Consider the following 20608-nt stretch of genomic DNA (forward strand, 5'->3'; position numbering starts at 1 on the left):
TTTTAGTTGGGTTTTGTAATAGAGATAGATTTAATTTTTAACCTTTTTCCTGTTGTTGACTCATTTGGAACGCTGATGATGATCTTTCTGATGATACCCTGCCAGTTTTCCATGTCGCCAACAGGTAATTCGTATGTATGATATTGGCCATCATTAATTAAATTAAAAGCTGTACTGGCGTCACTGTAATCGTTAAGTCTCGAAGATCGTTGTTTGAAGCATGAAACGTTCATTTGTTTACCAGTACCATCATAAGCAACCTGGAAATAAAGCTTTTTATCTTTTTGTGAATCCCAGAAAATATCCGGGCTGAAAAGAATAACTGGATATTTATCCAGTTTAAAACTCCACTCGCCATTGAAGGGAAATCCCCCGTCATCAGTATCTGTATAAAAAGTCCAGTGTTGCCGATCAGATGTGAAATAAAAGTTAGGCTTGATTTGTTCTTCTTTATGACTTACTGCATATTGACGAACATCTTCCACTGATCCCATAATATAGGCTACTTTGCTTTCATACCGAATATTGCGATCCAGCACTTCAGGCATGTGAGCACCAAAGCGTCCCGTATTTCCGCTGTATTCGTCTCCTTCATTAGCCTTGCCCATAAGCTCTACACTAAAGTAGTGAGTATGGGGAGCCCAAAGGCCTAAACCGACCCCCTTGCTATTATATAAATAAGTCCATCCTTCAGGTAAATACATTTCAACACTCGCTGTATTATTATTTGTAAAAGGAGGTGCAGTTAGGTCGATATCAGTAATATTGGATCCTGTATAGGGAGCTAAACCTAAATAAGCTTTAGCTCTGGTAAAATCAGAAGTAAGGAAACCTCCACCCAAATCTTGTCCTCGGCCTAAAAGTGGAAAATTATCTGTACGATTTACTTGCAATACATTACGTATCTCCAGAGCATTGCCTTTTAACTCAGCATAAGTTTCAACGGTACACTCACACGGAACGTTATTATATCCCCATTGCATAGGAATAGTTTTGAAATAAAGCTTATTCCCATCTTGTCGCCTTTCTATTACTCGTGAGCCATTCCCATAAACGTCTCCAGTTTGAATAGGATCCCATCCAATTCCCTGCCAGGCAGGGTGAGGAGATACCCCATTAGGTTTGTAGGTTTCAATAGGGAAAGAGTAATAAGCATATTGGAGTTGTCGCCCTAAATCATGATTGTTAATAATGTTTTTAGAGCTGTTTGCAGGAGAAAGATAGGTTATAGCCCCACCATAGTCCATATGAAAGCCTACTTTCATAGTTTCACTAGTTAGATAAACCATAGATGAGGGCTTTACTTCAGGAGGAGTAGGAGTAGTCCCACCACCTGATCCATCACCGTTTCCCGCAGGGTCTACCGAACTTTGCTTCTTTTTAGATATTAAAAAGTCTAAATCTCCACAACTGACTAGAACGCTACTGAATAGGATTAGAGTTAAAGCGTTTGTAAGGAAGTTAAATCGCTTCATAAGCGGTTTACATTTATAGTTTATAATTCGTGAGAAGGAGTTTTGAAACCAACACTTTAAAGTTTTAAACCGTATTCTTTGATTAATAACTCTTTCGCTATACTTTCACCATTTTTGTATAGATTCTTATCAAAAAGAGCTGCGTGGCCGCTATTTAGTCCATTAGCCCAATCGTGTGTAGCATAAGGATCAAAATCAACATGCTTTACTTTGTAGCCAGCGTTACTAATGTGCCAAAACCAGCCTGTTGCAGTATCTAGTCCGTCAATATTACCAAAGGCTGTTGCTGCCCCCTGAGGGATGGTAACAGGACGAGCAAGGTGCAGGTTAATTAATGCTGTATACTCGTTTAATCGACATTCAGGGATGGGCCATGAACTTCTTCGATTCATTTCATATTCAAAGTGCTGGGTCCTTGCTCCTGGATACTCTTCTACCAGCGTCAAAACCTCCTCTTTAGAAGGACGATAGTTCCAGTAAGTTTCGCTATCACACTTTTGGGCCGTATAAGCCGGGCAATTCCAACACTGTCCTACTTTACCTACCCCAATATGGTCACCAATCTGATCCAGGTATACACCTAGCAAGTCTCCTGTATAAAGTACATCATTATGGGTAACCATTAAAAATTTCTTATCTGATTTTTCCCAGGCGTATTGGTAACGGATTGCATGGCGAATGAAAGGAATCTTCATTAACCATTCTTTTTTGAAAGGATTGGTCCATAACCAGAACCAGGGTTTATATCTAATTAGACGCTTGCCTAGCAAAGGGTATAGAAAGGAGAAATCTGTTCCTTCGGGCTGTTTGCGTTCTTCTATGAAGTAGATTTTATCGATCCATTGACCCGAATGCTTTAATAAGGATAATAGCGTGACTGCAGTCTGGTAAGGCTTGCCGTAAACGTTAATGGCTACATCTACTGAAGGGCGAGATGGCATAAATAACAACTAAATAAAACAATTGAGTGAGAAAAGAGGCTCGACTTTGAAAGGCTGTAAGGTCCCTCTCACAAAGAAAGGTTATTAAGGCCAAACCTCTCGACAGGTAAGAAAGTTTTATAGAAATATAAAAACAAATTCCTTCGTTTCCCGGCAAACTCCTAATTTTGCACGAATTTTGCCCGGCCACTTCCGGGATGTTGATCGTTATTTAGTCCGTGTTAATGATGTCTGCGTTGAAAATCAACGAATTATCATTGATAATGGCTTGTTAACAGATACCTGAAAAAATGCCCAAAAATCCCGACATCAAATCCGTCCTGATCATTGGCTCTGGTCCCATTATCATCGGTCAGGCTTGCGAGTTCGACTATTCTGGCTCTCAGGCAGCCCGCTCACTCAAAGAAGAGGGCATCGAGGTCATTCTGATCAACTCCAATCCCGCTACTATCATGACGGACCCCATTAGTGCCGATCATGTGTATCTAAAGCCGTTGGAGCGAAAGTCCATCATTGAGATTCTTGAAAAACACAAGGTTGACGCCGTTTTGCCGACAATGGGAGGCCAGACGGCGTTAAATTTAGCTATCGACTGTGACAAGGCCGGTATCTGGAAAAAGTACGGGGTGGAAATCATTGGGGTTGACATTGACGCCATTGAGACGACCGAAGACCGCGAAAAATTCCGCCTGAAAATGCTGGAATTGGGCGTTGGTGTTTGTAAAGGACGTACCGCCCGTTCGTTCCTGGAAGGAAAAGAAATCGCTCAGGAGGTAGGTTTTCCTCTGGTAATCCGCCCTTCATTTACCCTTGGTGGAACAGGTGGTGGTTTCGTGAATGACCCCAAGGAATTTGATGAAATGCTGAATCGGGGCTTGCACGCTTCGCCAACGCATGAAGTACTGATTGAGCAATCGATTCTGGGATGGAAGGAATACGAGCTGGAGTTACTCCGCGATGGTGATGGTAACTTCATCATTGTTTGCTCGATTGAAAACTTTGACCCAATGGGAGTTCACACCGGCGATTCTGTAACGGTGGCTCCTGCCATGACGCTGCCTGATACCCTGTATCAGAAAATGCGTGACATGGCTATCATGATGATGGATGGCATCGGGAAATTTGCGGGTGGATGTAACGTTCAGTTCTCGGTTAACCCCGAAAACGACGCTATCATCGCCATTGAGATTAACCCTCGCGTCTCACGTTCGTCGGCTCTGGCTTCAAAAGCGACCGGTTATCCTATCGCGAAAATTGCTGCGAAAATGGCCATCGGTTACCGTTTGCACGAACTGATCAACCCCGTTACGGGCAGCACGTCAGCGTTCTTCGAGCCTGCCATTGACTACGTGATCGTTAAAGTACCCCGCTGGAACTTCGATAAATTCAAAGGTTCAGATCGTCGTCTAGGACTTCAAATGAAGTCGGTAGGCGAAGCCATGGGTATTGGCCGCAACTTCCAGGAGGCTCTTCAAAAAGCCTGTCAGTCGCTGGAGATCAAGCGAAATGGCATGGGTGCTGATGGGAAAGAACTGACGGATCAGAATGCCATCCTACACTCCCTGGCTAATCCTTCCTGGAATCGTCTGTTCCATATTTATGATGCTTTCCGTTTAGGAATTTCGTTCAAGAAAATTCAGCAATTAACAAAGATTGACCGCTGGTTCCTGTATCAGGTGGAAGATCTGGTTCGTCTGGAGAAGGAAATCGAGAAACATACACTCGATACGATTTCGAAAGATTTATTGGAAGAAGCCAAGGTAAAAGGCTTCGCCGACCGTCAGATTGCTCACATGATCGACTGTCTGGAAAGCCAGGTGTATGAGAAACGTAATGAGCTGGGTATCAAACGGGTCTACAAATGCGTAGATACTTGTGCGGCTGAGTTCGAAGCGAAAACGCCTTACTTCTACTCAACGTTTGCTAGTGGTTCACAGGCAGAAGATAACGAGTCTGTTGTTTCGAATAAGAAAAAAGTAGTCATCTTAGGTTCAGGACCGAACCGGATTGGTCAGGGGATCGAATTCGATTATTCCTGCGTTCACGGCGTGTTAGCGGCGAAAGAAGCAGGGTACGAAACGATCATGATTAACTCGAACCCTGAAACAGTATCGACGGACCCTGACATTGCTGATAAATTATACTTTGAACCCGTATTCTGGGAGCATGTGTACGACATTATTCAGCATGAAAAACCTGAAGGGGTAATCGTTCAGTTGGGTGGTCAGACGGCTCTGAAACTGGCAGAAAAACTTTCCAAATACGGTATCAAAATCATCGGAACGAGCTTCGAAGCTCTGGATTTAGCCGAAGATCGCGGAGCCTTCTCAAGCTTGCTTCGTGAACTGGATGTGCCTTATCCATTATTCGATACGGTTGAATCCGCTGATCATGCGGTGGAAGTAGCTCGCACGCTGGGTTACCCGCTGCTGGTGCGTCCTAGCTACGTATTAGGGGGCCAGTCGATGAAGATTGTGATTAATGAAGAAGAACTGGAACAACACGTGGTGAATACACTCCGTGACATTCCAGGCAATAAAATCCTTCTGGATCACTTCCTAGAAAACGCAATCGAAGCGGAATCTGATTCCATCTGTGACGGTGAAAATGTATACATCATCGGAATTATGGAGCACATTGAACCCGCAGGTATTCACTCGGGAGATTCTCACGCGGTATTACCAACCTTTGATTTGAGCGAAAACGTACTCAAGCAAATTGAGGAATACACTAAGAAAATCGCGGTTGCTCTGAAAACCAAAGGCTTACTGAATATTCAGTTTGCCATTAAGGATGAAAAAGTGTACATCATTGAGGCTAACCCCCGGGCGTCTCGTACGGTGCCTTTCATCTGTAAAGCTTACCAGGAACCTTACGTTAATTACGCAACGAAGGTAATGTTGGGTGAGAATAAGGTAACGGACTTCAAGTTCAATCCGGTGAAAAATGGGTATGCGATTAAGATTCCGGTATTCTCATTTAACAAATTCCCCGGAGTAAATAAAGAACTCGGGCCTGAAATGAAGTCAACGGGTGAAGCCATTTACTTCATTGATGATCTGACGGATGAAGTCTTCCAGAAGATTTACGCCGAGCGTAACTTATATCTGAGTCGATAAATAATCCCGCTTTTCTTACGAGCCTCGCTTCTTCTGGAGCGAGGCTTTTTTATGAATTAACTTATCATGATTTGAGATAATATTTCCCAGGGTATGAACTGATACTCTGAACATTGGGGATTCTGTTCATCAACTTTTATAAGGCTCATTTTCCTCTGCGAGGGAACGTCTTTTTTCTGATAATAGCCGTATTATGTACCATCGACCATTGTTTTGGTCTCAACTCACCTATGTATGGCTTATATTGAAACCGCTCCCGGTGTTCAGGTCTTTGTAGAAGACTGGGGACAAGGACAACCTGTCGTTTTTCTTCACGGCTGGCCTTTAAATCATAAAATGTTTGAATATCAGGTTAATCAGATCGCAAATCATTATCGCTGTATTCTGATTGACCGTCGCGGCTTCGGGGATTCTGATAAACCCTGGCAGGGTTATGATTACGATACCTTATCGGACGACCTGGCTGCTGTGCTGGACGCTCTGGATCTGTACGATGTAACATTGGTTGGGTTCTCGCAGGGAGGTGCTGAAGCCATTCATTACATGGCCCGTCATCAAGGCAGACGCGTATCAAAGCTCGTATTGTTAGGAGCTGCTGCTCCTCATATGCTGAAAACGGAAGACTTCCCCGATGGCGTGGACAAAAGTACGTTCGATGAAATGATTGAGAAGTCACTTCAGGACCGGGCGGCTTTCATTGAAGATTTCTCAAAGCAGTTCTTTGGGGTTAGTTTACTCAACAACCCGGTAAGCAGCAAATTAGCCGATTGGTTCCACAGCCTTGCTATGGAAGCTTCGCCCAAGGCAACGGTAGAAAACGTACTTACTTTCAGCCAGGCGGATCTTCGGGCCGACTTGCCAGGTATTACTGTGCCAACGCTTATCATTCATGGTACAAGTGACCAAGTAGTGCCTTTTGAAATCTCTGGTAAGTTACTTTCAGAGAATATTCCTAATTCGCAATTGATAGCTTACGAAGGAGCTCCTCACGGATTCTTCTATACCGAATGGCCTCGACTGAATCAGGATTTACTTGATTTTTTTGCCACTCCGGTATTAACAGAAACAATCACGACTACGACTACCTGGTAGTAAACCAGAATAGATGATTAATAGAAAAAAGAAGATTTAGGTCTTCCTTTTTCTGTTTTATTAAGGTCGGATAAAAAGAAAAGGGACTGTAAAGCCCCTTTTCTTTTTATAAATAAGTTTTGCCCGAATTAAGCAAGGAACAATTTAGCGATGCTTAATACCTGATCTTTACCTAGGGGTTCATCGAAACCTTCGCTAAGCGTATTTTTATCTTGGCCAGCAATTTTGCCTACCAGTTCAACACCGCCTTGCTCAGTATTCAATTCACCTTCATAAATAGCAGGAACCGCAGGAGCCATGCCATTTTCCATGCCATTCCCCACAATCCAGCCTTTCTGGCCACGGATACTGCGAACAACTGCCGCGTGACGAGCTTCAACCGCATGGATCTGAAGAGCAACCTGTAATAAATCAGGAGATTCCATCAGGTTTTTAGCTTCGTTTTTATACGCCCGTACACCTAAGTCTTCAAAAGATTGCGATACAACCAGGAAGGTTGGTAATTGGTGAATACGTCTGGATAAGCTGCGTAAGTAAACTTAGGCTTTTTAGCATCGGCAGATAAGCCTAATGCACCTTCCAATAAACGAACGTGTGCCGTTTCATGTTTGCTGATGGTTTCAAAGACTTCACGCTGACTCTGAGGAATGATACCACTCTGAACACCCTTCATGTAGTAATCTGCTTCGAGGTATTCTAACGTTAATGCGTACTCCAGTACACCGCGGGTTTGAGTGGGTAAATCAGCACCATAAGCTTTATTAACTACGGATGCGAAAAGAGTAGGTAGTGCCGCCAGAGCAGTAGCTTTAGCTCCATTTTTCAGGATGTGACGGCGATTATAGAAGGATAAACGTTCACCTGATTCAGGATCAAGTTCATCAATTTTTGCGAAAAGTTCAAACAAGTTCATAATAGCAAATAGGGTTAGTTATTTAGGTAAGTTTACACCAGAAATTTTGGTTTTGATAAACGTTTGAGCGATAGGCAATACTTCTGCGAAGGTCATTGCTTTATCTAAACCATTGGCATCAACCTGGCCGCCTGTAAACTGACCATTGAAACCCTCCAGTAAAGTACTTATGATGGCTGCGTGACGAGCTTCCACCGAAACGATTTTACCAGCAAGAAGCAGGTAAACAGGTGTTTTTAGAAATTTACCTGCTCCATTATAGGCAGCTACACCCAGGTTTTCGAACGCTTTTGCTGTTGCCAAAACACTGGCACGGCTTGTGAAATCGATGGCTGAGAAATTAACCTCCAGTGAAGGAATAACCAGGCTTGGAGCAGCAGCAGAAATCGCAGTTTTAAAGAAATCGCGGTGAGCTACTTCATGGTTCTTGAGGTCAGTCATGACCGTCAGTTCCTGTGAAGTGATACCCGAATACGGAGTAGCTACGATTTGCGTGTAAAAAGCGGCTTCCAATTGTTCCAGTGCATAAGCGTAGTTAAGAATTCCTACGTCTCCTGAACCTAAATCAACCGTACCGTCTGGAATGGGGTTACCATTGTGATCCGTACAAGAAGAAGCATAGATAGCAGCAGCAGAGAGAGAGGCTAAGCTAGCAGATTTGAGGAAGGTTCGGCGACCTAAAGCCGCTTTGTTTTCCGAAGTCGTACCGGAAGAAGTAGACTTGTTTGATGAACTGATCATAAATTTTATTGAAAAAGGATTAGTAAATATAGATTAATACCTTGGGTTGATAGTAATTGTACTTAATGAATGAAAACGTCTTTACTAGATACTATTGATCAAAATCTTGCAATTAACAAAAGTCAATTATGATCGCAAAGATATACGTTGTTATTGAGTACTTAGATTGGCGGTTTAGAAAAAAAATAGAAATTATTTTAACTCATTTACTGAAAGTGAACTATTGATAATAAATAGTATACTTTCAATAGAATGGACTATAATTAGTACTTAACTATTGGTAGGTTACGAGAAATTGCCAAATCTTCATGTAAAAAACCTTACCAAAGGCTTATAAATATATTTTGAATAGAAATGAGTAATTTATTTCTTACTTACCATTTTTCCACGTTTTGGATAAAGACAGAAATGCCCCAATGCGGGAACGATATAAATCACCTTGGTCGTAAGCAACTTTACCTGCTATGGAAAGGCCATTTAGATAGTTAGGACTAGTCTTTAGTAGTAATAGAGAAGAAAACTGATGGGCCGGAGTAGGAAAAGGAAAACTGTACGTACCTCGATTGAGGGTATAGGTTAATCGGGCCTGGAGAATTATTTTCCCCAACAGTAACCCATCACCTGCCAAATGAAATCCAGTTACCCGATTGACTGGAAAATAATTTTCAGTGTGCGGTAAATTTTCGTTAGCTAATTCCCGATGCAAGGGTAGTAATGGGGTTCCAATGGCCTTATCATAATAAGACCAGCCTGTACATACTGGGAGTGATTGAAGTAATTATCCCCTCCCTGAAAACGAGCGGTAATATCAAAAGTTGATCCGGCCTGGTCGTTCGTGGTCAGAAATTCAAAAAGTAATTTATTGAGCCGAGTAGACTTATCATAAGCATGCGGAAGGCTCCAGCTTAATCCATATAATCCGTCAAAGTGATTAAGAAATAATAAACCCGAAAGATCTTCGAAAATATGCTGGTGGTAGAATAACAATGATTGTCTTTCTCCTTTCACTGTCAAGGCAATGTCATAATTTCCTAAATGGTTGCCTACTCGGTTTTCGCCGTCAAAGCCCGTAAACCGATCGTTTTCGCGTTCCTGAGAAAGTTGCCCAAGTAAGATGCCCCATAAGAAATCTTTGGGAGCCGTAGTCAGGTGTCCATTTACAGCTACGGGGGAGTTTTTCAGATACTCCGCATGTCCACCCCACTGCACCATGTGATTAATGCCGAAGTAGAAGGCAACCTTGCCGTCGGGTTTTCCGAAACGGCCATGCAGTGATTTGTAGTGCAGGTAAGCTCCCTGGATATAAGGAACGTCAAACCAGCCGTGAGCAAAACTTCCTTTTAAAGCAACGAAGTTATTGAGGAATTTCAGAGGAATAAATCCGGCTGTTCCGATCTGAATTTTAGGAATGGGTAACGCATTATTTGACCAGACGATAGAACCGGAAGTAAGGGTGGTATCAGTAATGCCAATGAATTCTTTCCGGCGACCTCCCCAGAGTTCTACTCTTCCGTAACGCAACTTGGCATAAGCTTCGGGTAATACAAACTGTTTTTCAGGTCCGGTAATCTGAACGCCTTCTACGCCTAAGCCCCAATCAAGTTTACGACGATTAGCTTTATTCGAATCAGGTAAGGCGGTGGCAAAATTCAGCGAGGCTCCAGCCCGGAAGATACCCGCTGGGCCTTTGAGGGGTATTAGCCCAAATTCATTGGCTCTTAACCAGAAAGGAGTTTGTTGATCTCCGCCCGTTAAGCCATCGGCCTGAATGTGAATTTCATAGGGTTTTCTGAATTGAGCAGACAAGCTGCCCGTTGCCCCCAAAAGCAATCCGCAGCTAAAAAGAAATAATTCTAAGGGGTGGGGGCGGAGGGCCATGTTATAATATAGAGGAATAAAATAATTACCTAAAGGCAGTAATACTAACAGAATAAATAAAAAGTTGTTTATGAATTTTCCGTGAACTCTTTAGGTCGCCTTCTATTTTTGTAGATATATTCCTCTTCCAAACAGCTATGAGTAAACTACTTGAAATCGCTAAAAGGCTTAACGCACTGGCTCAGGCAGGGTTAACCTATTCGCCTAATGCGTATGATCTGGAGCGTTTTTCGGAGATTCGGGAAATCAGTGTGGAACTGCTCCATGAATTGACGGATGAACCCATTGAAAAAATAGCTCCGCTTTTTGCTAGTGGAATAGGAGAATACCCAACGCCCAAAGTTGATGTTCGAGCAGTTGTGTTTCGGGGAGAAGATGAGTTGTTAATGGTTCAGGAAAAAATTGACCATTTACGCTGGACCTTACCGGGTGGCTGGGCCGATGTGGGGTACACGCCCTCGGAAATTGCCGTTAAAGAAACCGAAGAAGAAACGGGCCTGATTGTTAAACCTGTTCGCCTCCTGGCCGTCTTGGATAAACGCCAGCATCCCCATCCACCACAGCCCTGGTACGTTTATAAATTTTTTATTCGTTGTGAAGTAGTTAGTGGCGAAATTCGTAGCGATGGACACGACATTGGGCAAGTTCGCTGGGTTCGCCGAACGGAATTACCGGAGCTTTCGTTGTCAGAAGACCGTGTCACGGCTTCACAGCTCGAAATGCTATTTACATTTGTAACAAATCCCGATGCTCCGGCGTTGTGTGATTAAGGTGTCGTTAAAAATTTAGACTTAACGAAATGATATTCAAGATCTTTTTGGTCATCATGGCCATTGGTTTCATATTTCCCCGCATCGTGCGTTGGGTATTCCGTTTATTTTTGAAAGAACAATTTTCCCGTGTTGAACGGGAGTTTCGTCAGGATCAGCAGCGATCCAGCCAGTCGCGTCCCCGCGAAGGAAAAATCAATGTAGATTATGCACCTCCCCGAAAAGAGGGTTATAAAGGGGGCGATTACATTGATTATGAGGAGGTGAAGGACTAGTTTATGACCGCCCAGGTACTCTTTCGTCAGCTTACCCAACCGCTTTCTGAACTCTACGATACCAACGAAGCCAAATCCATTGCTTATCTGGTTTTGGAGGGGCGTTATGGCCTTACCCGAACGCAGGTTTTAATGGACCTACCCGTGACTGCACCAGTTACGGATATAGAAGGCATTATCGAACGCCTGAAAAACCAGGAACCCGTGCAGTATGTATTGGGTGAAGGCCATTTCTACGGGCGAACCTTCACCGTAGCTCCCGGCGTATTAATTCCCAGACCCGAAACGGAGGAACTGGTTCACTGGGCTTTACAGGAATTGAAAACGAGGAAAACCCCACGGTTACTGGATATTGGAACGGGCTCGGGCTGTATTGCTCTGACCCTGGCCGCCGAATGCCCGGATGCTCAGGTAACGGCTTTTGATATTTCGGAAGAAGCTTTGACTATTGCTCGGGAAAATGCTCAGCGGCTAGCTGTTACGGTAGCGTTTCAGCAGGGGAATGCATTAGACCCTGAAGAGTTACCCGCTTCGCTTTTCGACGCCATTCTTTCAAACCCACCTTACGTAAAAGCATCAGAATCGCAGGAAATGTCGGCACACGTGCTGGAACATGAACCTCATCTGGCTTTATTTGTAGAAGATAACGATCCGCTTATTTTCTACCGGGCTATTGCTCAGTACGCTTTTTCACATTTGACTAGCAAGGGCTTCTGTGCCGTAGAAATCAATCAGGCTTTGGGATTGGAAACGGTTGAGGAGTTTAAAAAAGTAGGTTTTTCAAACGTGGAGTTACGGCAGGATTTATCGGGTCGGGATCGGATGGTTATGGCCCGGCTTTAAACGGAATTTTCATTAAATATTTTACCTGAATTAGTTAAATACTTCTATGGCCGATTTGCAACATGCCCGGAAAATCAAGCAGATGTTTGCTGAAATGAGCAAAGTCGTGGTAGGACAGGAACGTCTGCTTAATCGCTTGCTGATTGGTTTATTTACGGGTGGCCATATTTTGCTGGAAGGAGTACCCGGACTAGCAAAGACATTAACGATTAATACACTGGCGAAAGTGCTGGATCTGGATTTCCACCGAATTCAGTTTACGCCCGATTTATTACCCGCCGATTTGGTCGGGACGATGATTTTTGACCGAAAACTGGATGACTTCCGGGTTCGGAAAGGCCCTGTCTTTGCCAACCTGATTCTGGCAGATGAGGTGAATCGGGCTCCTGCTAAAGTACAGTCGGCCCTTTTGGAAGCCATGCAGGAAAAGCAGGTAACTATTGGAGATCAGACTTTTCCGCTAGATAAGCCTTTTTTCGTCATGGCGACTCAAAACCCCGTGGAACAGGAGGGAACCTATCCGCTTCCCGAAGCCCAGGTAGACCGTTTTATGATGAAAGTATTCGTAGACTATCTGGATAAGCAGGACGAGCTAGAAGTCATGCGACGGATGACCAATATGGAGGCCGTCTACGAAGTACAGCCCATTTTGAGTAAGGAAGAAATCTTCGCGATTCGGAAAGAAATTAACCAGATTGCCATTTCAGAAACCCTTGAACATTACATCATCGAGTTGGTTTTTGCGACGCGTAGGCCGCTCCAATATGGTTTGAAAGAAGAGGCCCGTTACATTCAGTTTGGAGCGTCTCCCCGGGCCAGTATTGCTCTGAATTTGGGAGCCAAAGTGCTGGCTTACTTTGATGAACGCGATTACGTTTTACCCGAAGATATCAAGGAAATAGCCCCGGATGTATTGAACCATCGGGTTATTCTAAACTACGAAGCCGAAGCCGACGGCATTTCCAGTTTGCAGGTAATTGATTCCATTCTACGAAGAGTAGCCATCGGTCGATAACTCAATATTCCTCCAATCGTTTACGATAAAGAGCGGCATTATCCGCCTCAAAACAAACGAAAATTACCCGCTCGAAAGCGTCTGGATGCTGGTTAATAAAACTCCGAACGGTTTCAACGGCGACTTCCGCAGCGGCAGCTTTGGGGTAACCGTACACTCCGGTACTAATGTTTGGAAAAGCAATGGTTTTCAGGTTGTTCTGAACGGCTAGTGCCAAACTGGAAGTATAACAGTTAGCCAACGTTTCTGGCTCTTTTTGCTTGCCTCCGTGCCAGATAGGCCCTACCGTATGAATTACTTTCTGAGCTGGTAACTTTCCGGCTGTAGTGATAACCGCCTGCCCCGGCATACAGCCGCCCTGTAAAGCACGGATGGCTCGACATTCTTCCAGAATGGCTGGTCCTCCAGCCCGGTGAATGGCACCGTCAACGCCACCTCCGCCGAGTAAGGAAGAATTGGCTGCGTTAACAAGGACATCGACTGCCAGTTTAGTAATGTCTCCCTGAATAACTTCTATCATTTGAGTGGTTGGTTAGTCGTTGTTGAAATGGGTAAATATATATACCATTCGGATTGATTACCCTAGTAAACGAAGCATCCCGAAAGTTCTAAAACTTTCGGGATGTTAAATTTATAACAACTAGTAACCAGCAACGATCAACTACTTACTAATCTCCAACATGGCCTTTACGGCTTTCAGAGCTTTCACGCGGGTTTCTTCGGGAACCTGAATTTCGGGCATTTCGTAATACATGCAGTTATAAAGCTTTTCAACCGTATTCATCTTCATGTAGGGACATTCCGAACAGGCACAGAAGTTATTTTCATTGGCCGGAGCTGGAATAATCAGCTTGTCGGGATTGGCAATTTTCATCTTGTGCATAATGCCTGCTTCCGTTGCTACGATAAACTCCTTATTCGGCGACGTTTGCACATAAGCCAATAAACCCGTGGTACTTCCCACGTAATCGGCTTCCATCAGAATATCTTCTTTACATTCGGGGTGAGCGACTAATAAAGCGTTTGGATGTTCGGCCCGGAGTTTAGCCAGTTTCTCCCGGGAAATATCGATATGAACAATGCAGGCACCGTCCCAGAGAATCAGGTCACGTCCTGTTTTCTTCGCTACAAAACGGCCCAGGTTCGCATCAGGAGCAAAGATGATTTGACGATCTTCTGGAATGGATTCAACGATTTTCAGAGCGTTCGACGACGTACAGATAATATCCGTCATGGCTTTGATATCGGCAGTACAGTTGATGTAACTCACCACCAAAGCTTCGGGATATTGAGCTTTGAAGGCTGCGAAATCTTCCTTAGGAGCCGAATCGGCTAGTGAGCAACCCGCGTTGAAATCAGGAATTACGACTTTTTTATTCGGATTGAGGATTTTGGCCGTTTCACCCATGAAGTGAACCCCACAAAAGACGATCATATCGGCAGTAGTTTCCTCGGCAGCCTGAGCCAGACCAAGACTATCCCCCACAAAATCGGCTAAATCCTGAATTTCACCGTCAACGTAATAATGGGCCAGAATAACCGCATTTTTCTCCTTCTTCATCCGAAGGATTTCAGCCTTTAAATCAACATTTTTAGGGACAGAGCGACTGATATAGCCAATTCGATTGACTTCCTCCTCAGGGCTCATGGGAAATACAGCAGGCATAAATTCTTTTAGTTTGGAGTTTTGGAAGTTTTGAGTTTTGAGTTGAGGGTTGTAGCGTTCTATTAACCCCAAACACAAAACTCTAAACCCAAAACATTTTTCTCGTTGTTACCAGGCTTTCAGGCTTAAGTCTAGGCTTTTGACCTGATGCGTTAATGCTCCTACCGACACGTAATCTACGCCGCATTCGGCATAAGTGCGGATGGTTTGTTCATTGATGCCACCGGAAGCTTCCGTGGGGTATTTTCTATTGACCCGACGAACGGCTTCCCGCATGTCTTCAAAGCTGAAGTTATCGAACATAATCCGGTGCAGCGACTGCGTTTCACCTACGCGTAAAACCTCATCCAGCTCCTTCAGGTTTCGTACTTCAATCTCAATTTGCAGATTTTTACCCGTTTCTTTCAGGTAGTTATTCGCCTTGGTAATGGCGGCCTCGATACCTCCGGCATAATCCACGTGATTATCCTTAATCAGAATCATATCGTATAAGGCGTACCGATGATTTACCGCTCCACCAATACGGGTTGCCCATTTTTCGCAAATGCGGAAATTTGGCGTGGTTTTACGGGTATCGAGCAACTTACAGGGTAAATCTGCAATCAAATCAGCGAGGCTTCGGGTGTAGGTAGCAATACCGCTCATGCGTTGCATGCAGTTCAATACCAGCCGCTCCGCTTTCAAAATGGATTGGGAACGACCTTCTACCGTTAAGACAATGTCGCCTTTCTGAATAGCCGTACCGTCGTTCAGTAATAATTCTACTTTTAGCTCTGGATCTACTTCAGCAAAGATGAGCTGAGCCAGTTCTACACCAGCCACAATTCCGGTATCTTTTACCAGCAACCGAGCCCGCCCCGTGGCCTCAGCGGGAATGGTTGAAAGCGAGGTATGATCGCCATCGCCAACGTCTTCCTGAAGAGCCAGGCGTATAAATTCGTGAATATCTTGTCCGTACATAATGAATCGTGAGTGGTCCAATACAGCCTCGTTTCCGGGGCGAAAATAATGGATTTCGTAAAGAGTAAGTCCTTTCAGGCCTTTTATCCTATAATGGTTTCAGAAGCCATTTATAATTCGTTCTTTGAAAATTAATGAAAAACGCTAACCCGCTGTTGTTATGAAAATACTTCGTTCTAAACGCCATCTGTACCATTTCTGGGGGATATTATTAGTCATGGCTGTACTAATGGTGGGTGGAGGCCTAGTCATGTGTTATTCTTTTTTTACGCATGAGGGGACTCAAAAAACTACCACAGCACAAAAGGCAGCTCTGATTTTTGGGATCGGGTTCATCATTTCTTACATCTATGTGGCCTGGTTCATCTGGGAGCAGGCACCGAGTTGGCTTATGGATGCTGAAAAACTAATATACAATAGCAACGAAGTATTCTACTGGAAGGATCTTGAACGTCTGGACTTAACGGGTAAATATCATTCCAAACGTCTCTGGAAAACCGGAGAAGGAACACGAATCATCTTTAAAGACAATAATGAGCTAATCATCTTTGACGAAATGTATCAAAATAGTAGATTGATGAAGCTGTTTCTGGAGCAAATGATACCGGAAAAACAATCAGCGATTCATAGGCCGGTTATAGATGAAAGAGAAGTAATAACTGACGATCTGGTAAATTACGAAGGGAGTGTGTGGCGAGCTTTCCTATTTTATGCTCTTTTGTTATATGCTTTTGGTTTTCCGCTCATCTTTATTAATCCAGATAATCGGGTGCCATTCGGTTTTTTAATGTATGCAAGTCTTGTTTTTATTTTTTGGCGATTAGCTGTCCATACCCTGCATAACTTTAGTTTGTCGGACGAGGAATTCATGATCAAAAATTCACTTTGGCCCGGTTATCAGAAAGTCATTCCTTTGAGGAAGGTACGCGAGGTTATTTATGAAATAAAGGGTAAGGGTATGCCTGCGTTAACCCTGGTTAAAGAAGACTTTCAAAAACAATCATTCATTGCGGAAGGATTAAGCGAGCAAGAATGGCTCGACTTACGCAAACAACTTTGGCAGAAAGGGCTGAACGTGAGAAATGAATGCATTCGTCCGGGAGAAAATCAGCGAAAGGAATCAGTGGAGTAAAGTATTTTTGAAGAAATCAGGGAAAGATGCTTTGCCTTTCCAAGGAAATTGTTATTTTCGTCCCCCAAATGAAAAAATCACGTTCCATAGCACGGGTATTCAGCTTGTTTCTGGCAAGTGTGTTACTGATTGCTTCGGTTGCAGTGAAAGGAGTGTCGGCAAGACCTTTGCCGCTTCCCGCCGCTCAGACTGAAAAATCAGACCATACTTCCGGTACGCCTAAAGCAACCGTGCAGGCACTTTCCCCGATGGCGACAGTCACGGTGGCCGATTTTTCATTTACGCAGGACTTCTACCTGCTGCCACCAGCGGTTTATAGTTTTGAAACGGTAAAACCGCAACCGACGTCGATTGGAATTACCCAATTCCGACTTCCTTATCATGAGGTGCTTTTTGAGCATGTCATATCTCCGAACGCTCCGTAGTTTCGGGTGAATGGGCAGCCTGTTTAGCTTTCCTTTTCCGCCTTCATTAGTAACCCCCTTTTCCCTTTTATTTATACTCCAATGACTTTTCGTAATTGCGAATAGTCAAAAGCTCAATTCTCCATGCAAAATCGTGGTGTTATAGTGGCTTTAACCGGCGTATTTGCCGCGTTATGCCTCTACTACCTCTCTTTCACGTTCGTGTCGCAGGATTACAAGAAAAAAGCGATCGAATACGCTACTGACCTCAAAACGGGTGAAGTAGACAAAGCTAAAAAACAACGCTACATCGACTCTTTGTGGAAAGAAGATGTATGGTTGGGAAGTACGCTTCAACAAGTTACCGAGCGTGAACTGAATCTGGGTCTTGACCTCCAGGGCGGTATGCACGTGATGCTGGAAGTTTCTCCGGCGGACATCATCAAGTCCCTTTCAGGTAATAGCCGTGATCCTAAATTTCTGGAAGCTTTGGCCGCTACTCAGAAAGAACAGGGTAATTCACAGTCTAACTTCGTGGATGCCTTTGCCAGTAACTTCAAACGTCTGAACCCAGACAAAAAACTGGCTGACATTTTTGCAAACGCCACGAACCGTGCGACAATCAACTTCCAGACTTCTGATGCAGACGTAGTGAAGATGATCAAAACGGAAATGGACGGTGCTGTGGATCGTGCCTTCCGCGTTATTCAGCAACGTGTGGATAAATTCGGGGTATCTAACCCTAACATCCAGCGTATTCCTAACTCAGGTCGTATTCAGGTTGAATTAGCTGGGGTAGACGATCCTGCTCGGGTGCGTAAACTGTTAACGGGTTCTGCGAAACTGGAATTCTGCGAAGTATACGAATTACAGGAATATGCTCCTGCTTTAGACGGACTGGGTAACATCTTACTGGAAGAAGAGCGTGAGCAAAGTGCGGCCCTGAAAAGCCCCGCTACGCAAAAGTCTTCTGCCGACACGGCTGCGAAAGCAAATGGGGGCTTAGCTTCTGCTTTAACAAAAAAAGATTCAGGTACTGCTAAAACCGATACTGCGAAGTCAGCTAATGCGGGTACGGCTTTAACGAAACTGTTCATTCCTATGCAGGATGGACTGGGTGTAGCGGTAAAAGATACGCCTCGCGTGAATGCTCTTTTAGCTCGTAACGACGTTCGTGCCTTATTCCCCTCGGATCTGAACTTTGCGTATGAGTCTAAGCCTCGTAACATCAACAATAAGGACATTATGGCTTTGGTGGCGGTAAAACGCGGCCCGAACGGTGAAGTTCCTTTAGATGGCTCAGTAATCACCAACGCAACGCAGGATTACGATCAGAGTGGTCGCGTGGACGTTTCCATGCAAATGAACGCCGAAGGTGCTCGTAAATGGAAAAACCTGACGGGTGCTAACGTAGGTCGTCGTATTGCTATTTTGCTGGATGGTTATGTACAATCAGCTCCCGTAGTAAACGGCGAGATTCCTAACGGTAACTCTAGCATCTCGGGTAACTTCACGCTGGAAGAAGGTAAAGATTTAGCAACGGTACTGAAAGCGGGTAAACTGCCTGCTCCAACCACTATTGTAGAAGAGGCCGTTATTGGTTCTACTCTGGGCTCTGAAGCTGTTAACGCGGGGATTATTTCATCGGTAATTGGTCTGGTAGTAGTGCTGTTGTTCATGATCGCTTACTATAACCGATCAGGATTTATTGCCGATATCGCTCTGTTAATCAACTTATTCTTCCTGCTGGGTATCATGGCCTCTTTAGGCTCGGTATTGACCCTGCCTGGTATTGCCGGTATCGTGTTATCGATTGCGATGGCGGTGGATGCGAACGTACTGGTGTTCGAGCGGATTAAGGAAGAATTGGCTCTCGGAAAGCCCATGAAACTTGCCGTAGCGGATGGTTTCAAAAACGCTACGTCCTCAATCATTGACTCCAATGCTACGACGATGTTATCTGGTCTGATTCTGTTATTCTTCGGAACGGGTCTGATCTTAGGCTTCGCCGTAACGCTGGTAATTGGTATCATTACTTCGCTGTTCGCTGTATTCCTCGTGAGCCGCGTATTGATGGATACCTGGGTAGATAAAGGCTGGAAAATCAACTTCGTTTCTAATCTGACGAAAAACTGGTTCAAAGATTCATCTTTCGACTTCGTATCGAAACGTCGTCTGTACTACACCATTTCTTCGGTAATCATCGCGGCGGGTATTATTTCTGTAGTAATCAAAGGATTTGGTTTAGGCGTAGACTTTAAAGGGGGTCGTACGTACGTGGTACGTTTCGACAAGAGTGTAAGCACGGATGAAGTTCGTGATGCCCTGACTGCTCCTCTGGATGGTGCTCCTGAAGTAAAAACGTACGGTGGTAGCGGTATCGGTGGTAATCAGGTATTAGTTACAACGGATTACCTCGTAGATCAGACGACTGTTGAGTCTGATCGTGAAGCTCAGAACAAACTGCTTCAGGGTGTTAGCAAAATTGGTAAAGCAGAAGTATTGAGTTCATCCAAAGTTGGCCCTACGATTGCCAACGACATGATTTTCTCATCGCTGTACTCCATCCTGGCGGGTATTGCTGTTGTATTTGCGTACATCCTCCTTCGCTTCAAGAAGCTGGCCTTCGGTTATGGAGCAATGGTGGCCGTATCGCACGACGTTCTGATTATCCTGGCGATCTTCTCGATCTTCAATGGCTTCCTGCCTTTCTCACTGGACGTAGATCAGTCGTTCGTAGGAGCCTTGCTGACGATTATGGGTTACTCCATGAACGATACGGTCGTTGTATTTGACCGGGTTCGTGAATACCTGCGGGAAGGCAGTGCGAAAAACGAGTCGATCCCAACGATTATTAACAACGCCCTGAACTCTACGCTGAGCCGTACGGCCGTAACGGGTCTTTCGACGATGCTGGTACTGATCGTACTATTCTTCTTCGGTGGTGAAACCATTCGTGGTTTCTCGTTCGCGATGTTGATTGGGGTTATCGTAGGTACGTATTCTTCGCTCTTCGTAGCAACGCCAATCGTGGTTGACTTTCTGAAAAAAGATCAGGAGAAAAACGCTCTGGCCGCTAATGAAGTGAAAGTGGTAAAACCTGTGGATAAATTTGCAGTTCCTTCTCCCGAAGATTTCCTGATCGAAGGTGAAGAGCAGCAGGTTCCTGAGGAAAAAGCGAAGAAAGAGAAAAAGGATCGCATCATTAAGCCGAAACTTTAAGAGTTTTGAGTTTAGGGTTTTGAGTTTATTTAACTCAGAACCCTAAACTCAAAACGCCAAACCCAACTATACAAAACAGGCCTGCCGAAGTTCGGTAGGCCTGTTTGCTTTCTGAACGAATCGTAATACATGTATTAAAACTCTACGGGTAATACGTACCGG

At 44.3% G+C, this 20608-nt stretch carries 19 protein-coding genes; 9 read left to right on the forward strand and 10 right to left on the reverse strand.

Translation table 11 applies throughout. From position 1 onward, the window contains the following. Positions 1–2: 2 nt before the first annotated feature. Both BWI96_RS10980 and BWI96_RS10985 read right to left on the reverse strand, forming a co-directional pair. Entirely contained in the window at positions 3–1475 is a 1473-nt protein-coding gene (locus BWI96_RS10980) for a hypothetical protein (protein ID WP_106636691.1), read from the reverse strand. A 56-nt stretch (positions 1476–1531) separates the two neighbouring features. Further along, positions 1532–2416: a hypothetical protein gene (locus tag BWI96_RS10985; RefSeq protein WP_106636692.1), complete on the reverse strand. Its 885-nt coding sequence runs from the start codon at positions 2414–2416 to the stop codon at positions 1532–1534. A 290-nt stretch (positions 2417–2706) separates the two neighbouring features. On the opposite strand from BWI96_RS10985, the gene carB reads away from it, so the two are divergent. Together carB and BWI96_RS10995 are read left to right on the forward strand one after the other, a co-directional pair. Continuing rightward, the gene (gene carB, locus BWI96_RS10990; protein ID WP_106636693.1) at positions 2707–5535 is read left to right on the forward strand and encodes a carbamoyl-phosphate synthase large subunit; all 2829 of its coding nucleotides are present in this window, start codon (positions 2707–2709) and stop codon (positions 5533–5535) included. Between the two features lie 234 nt (positions 5536–5769). After that, positions 5770–6627, forward strand: coding sequence for an alpha/beta fold hydrolase (locus BWI96_RS10995; RefSeq protein WP_106636694.1), 858 nt, complete (start codon positions 5770–5772; stop codon positions 6625–6627). A 128-nt stretch (positions 6628–6755) separates the two neighbouring features. On the opposite strand, the gene BWI96_RS11000 is transcribed toward BWI96_RS10995, so the two are convergent. The 5 genes from BWI96_RS11000 to BWI96_RS11020 form a co-directional block, all read right to left on the reverse strand. After that, positions 6756–7139 carry a ferritin-like domain-containing protein gene (locus BWI96_RS11000; protein WP_106636695.1) on the reverse strand — a complete coding sequence of 128 codons (384 nt, stop codon included), beginning with the start codon at positions 7137–7139 and terminating at the stop codon, positions 6756–6758. Then, positions 7088–7540 (reverse strand): ferritin-like domain-containing protein, encoded by a 453-nt coding sequence (locus BWI96_RS22895; RefSeq protein ID WP_106636696.1) that lies wholly within the window; start codon positions 7538–7540, stop codon positions 7088–7090. The genes BWI96_RS11000 and BWI96_RS22895 overlap by 52 nt, the downstream gene beginning before the upstream one ends. A gap of 18 nt (positions 7541–7558) precedes the next feature. Further along, positions 7559–8281, reverse strand: a complete 723-nt coding sequence (locus BWI96_RS11010) for a ferritin-like domain-containing protein (protein WP_106636697.1) — start codon at positions 8279–8281, stop codon at positions 7559–7561. 370 nt (positions 8282–8651) lie between these two features. Next, entirely contained in the window at positions 8652–8987 is a 336-nt protein-coding gene (locus tag BWI96_RS11015) for a hypothetical protein (protein ID WP_106636698.1), read from the reverse strand. Continuing rightward, positions 8972–10159, reverse strand: coding sequence for a capsule assembly Wzi family protein (locus tag BWI96_RS11020; RefSeq protein WP_106636699.1), 1188 nt, complete (start codon positions 10157–10159; stop codon positions 8972–8974). The genes BWI96_RS11015 and BWI96_RS11020 overlap by 16 nt, the downstream gene beginning before the upstream one ends. Positions 10160–10296: 137 nt before the next feature. On the opposite strand from BWI96_RS11020, the gene BWI96_RS11025 reads away from it, so the two are divergent. The 4 genes from BWI96_RS11025 to BWI96_RS11040 are packed head-to-tail and all read left to right on the forward strand — an operon-like array spanning position 10297 to position 13062. Further along, positions 10297–10929, forward strand: a complete 633-nt coding sequence (locus tag BWI96_RS11025) for an NUDIX hydrolase N-terminal domain-containing protein (RefSeq protein ID WP_106636700.1) — start codon at positions 10297–10299, stop codon at positions 10927–10929. Between the two features lie 29 nt (positions 10930–10958). Beyond that, entirely contained in the window at positions 10959–11204 is a 246-nt protein-coding gene (locus BWI96_RS11030; protein WP_106636701.1) for a DUF4834 family protein, read from the forward strand. 3 nt (positions 11205–11207) lie between these two features. Beyond that, a complete protein-coding gene (gene prmC / locus BWI96_RS11035; protein ID WP_106636702.1) occupies positions 11208–12047 on the forward strand; it encodes a peptide chain release factor N(5)-glutamine methyltransferase in 840 nt (279 codons plus the stop codon). A gap of 46 nt (positions 12048–12093) precedes the next feature. Further along, positions 12094–13062: a MoxR family ATPase gene (locus BWI96_RS11040; protein ID WP_106636703.1), complete on the forward strand. Its 969-nt coding sequence runs from the start codon at positions 12094–12096 to the stop codon at positions 13060–13062. A gap of 1 nt (position 13063) precedes the next feature. Here BWI96_RS11040 and BWI96_RS11045 read toward each other — a convergent pair whose 3' ends face one another. The 3 genes from BWI96_RS11045 to nadC form a co-directional block, all read right to left on the reverse strand. Further along, on the reverse strand, positions 13064–13582 hold the full coding sequence (locus BWI96_RS11045) for an O-acetyl-ADP-ribose deacetylase (protein ID WP_106636704.1): 519 nt from the start codon (positions 13580–13582) through the stop codon (positions 13064–13066). Positions 13583–13723: 141 nt separating this feature from the next. Continuing rightward, positions 13724–14728 carry a quinolinate synthase NadA gene (nadA, locus tag BWI96_RS11050; RefSeq protein ID WP_232793683.1) on the reverse strand — a complete coding sequence of 335 codons (1005 nt, stop codon included), beginning with the start codon at positions 14726–14728 and terminating at the stop codon, positions 13724–13726. A gap of 108 nt (positions 14729–14836) precedes the next feature. Then, positions 14837–15688, reverse strand: a complete 852-nt coding sequence (gene nadC / locus BWI96_RS11055) for a carboxylating nicotinate-nucleotide diphosphorylase (RefSeq protein WP_106636705.1) — start codon at positions 15686–15688, stop codon at positions 14837–14839. Positions 15689–15848: 160 nt separating this feature from the next. Here nadC and BWI96_RS11060 point away from each other — a divergent pair, with 160 nt between their 5' ends. The 3 genes from BWI96_RS11060 to secDF all read left to right on the forward strand — a co-directional run bounded on the left by BWI96_RS11060 (position 15849) and on the right by secDF (position 20446). Further along, positions 15849–16820: a hypothetical protein gene (locus BWI96_RS11060; RefSeq protein ID WP_106636706.1), complete on the forward strand. Its 972-nt coding sequence runs from the start codon at positions 15849–15851 to the stop codon at positions 16818–16820. Positions 16821–16888: 68 nt separating this feature from the next. Next, a complete protein-coding gene (locus tag BWI96_RS11065) occupies positions 16889–17245 on the forward strand; it encodes a hypothetical protein (protein ID WP_157830321.1) in 357 nt (118 codons plus the stop codon). Between the two features lie 123 nt (positions 17246–17368). Next, on the forward strand, positions 17369–20446 hold the full coding sequence (gene secDF, locus BWI96_RS11070) for a protein translocase subunit SecDF (RefSeq protein WP_106636708.1): 3078 nt from the start codon (positions 17369–17371) through the stop codon (positions 20444–20446). Positions 20447–20608 lie beyond the last annotated feature (162 nt).

Origin of the sequence: Siphonobacter sp. SORGH_AS_0500, assembly GCF_002838835.1 — a bacterium.
In the GTDB taxonomy this organism is placed as follows: Bacteria; Bacteroidota; Bacteroidia; order Cytophagales; family Spirosomataceae; genus Siphonobacter.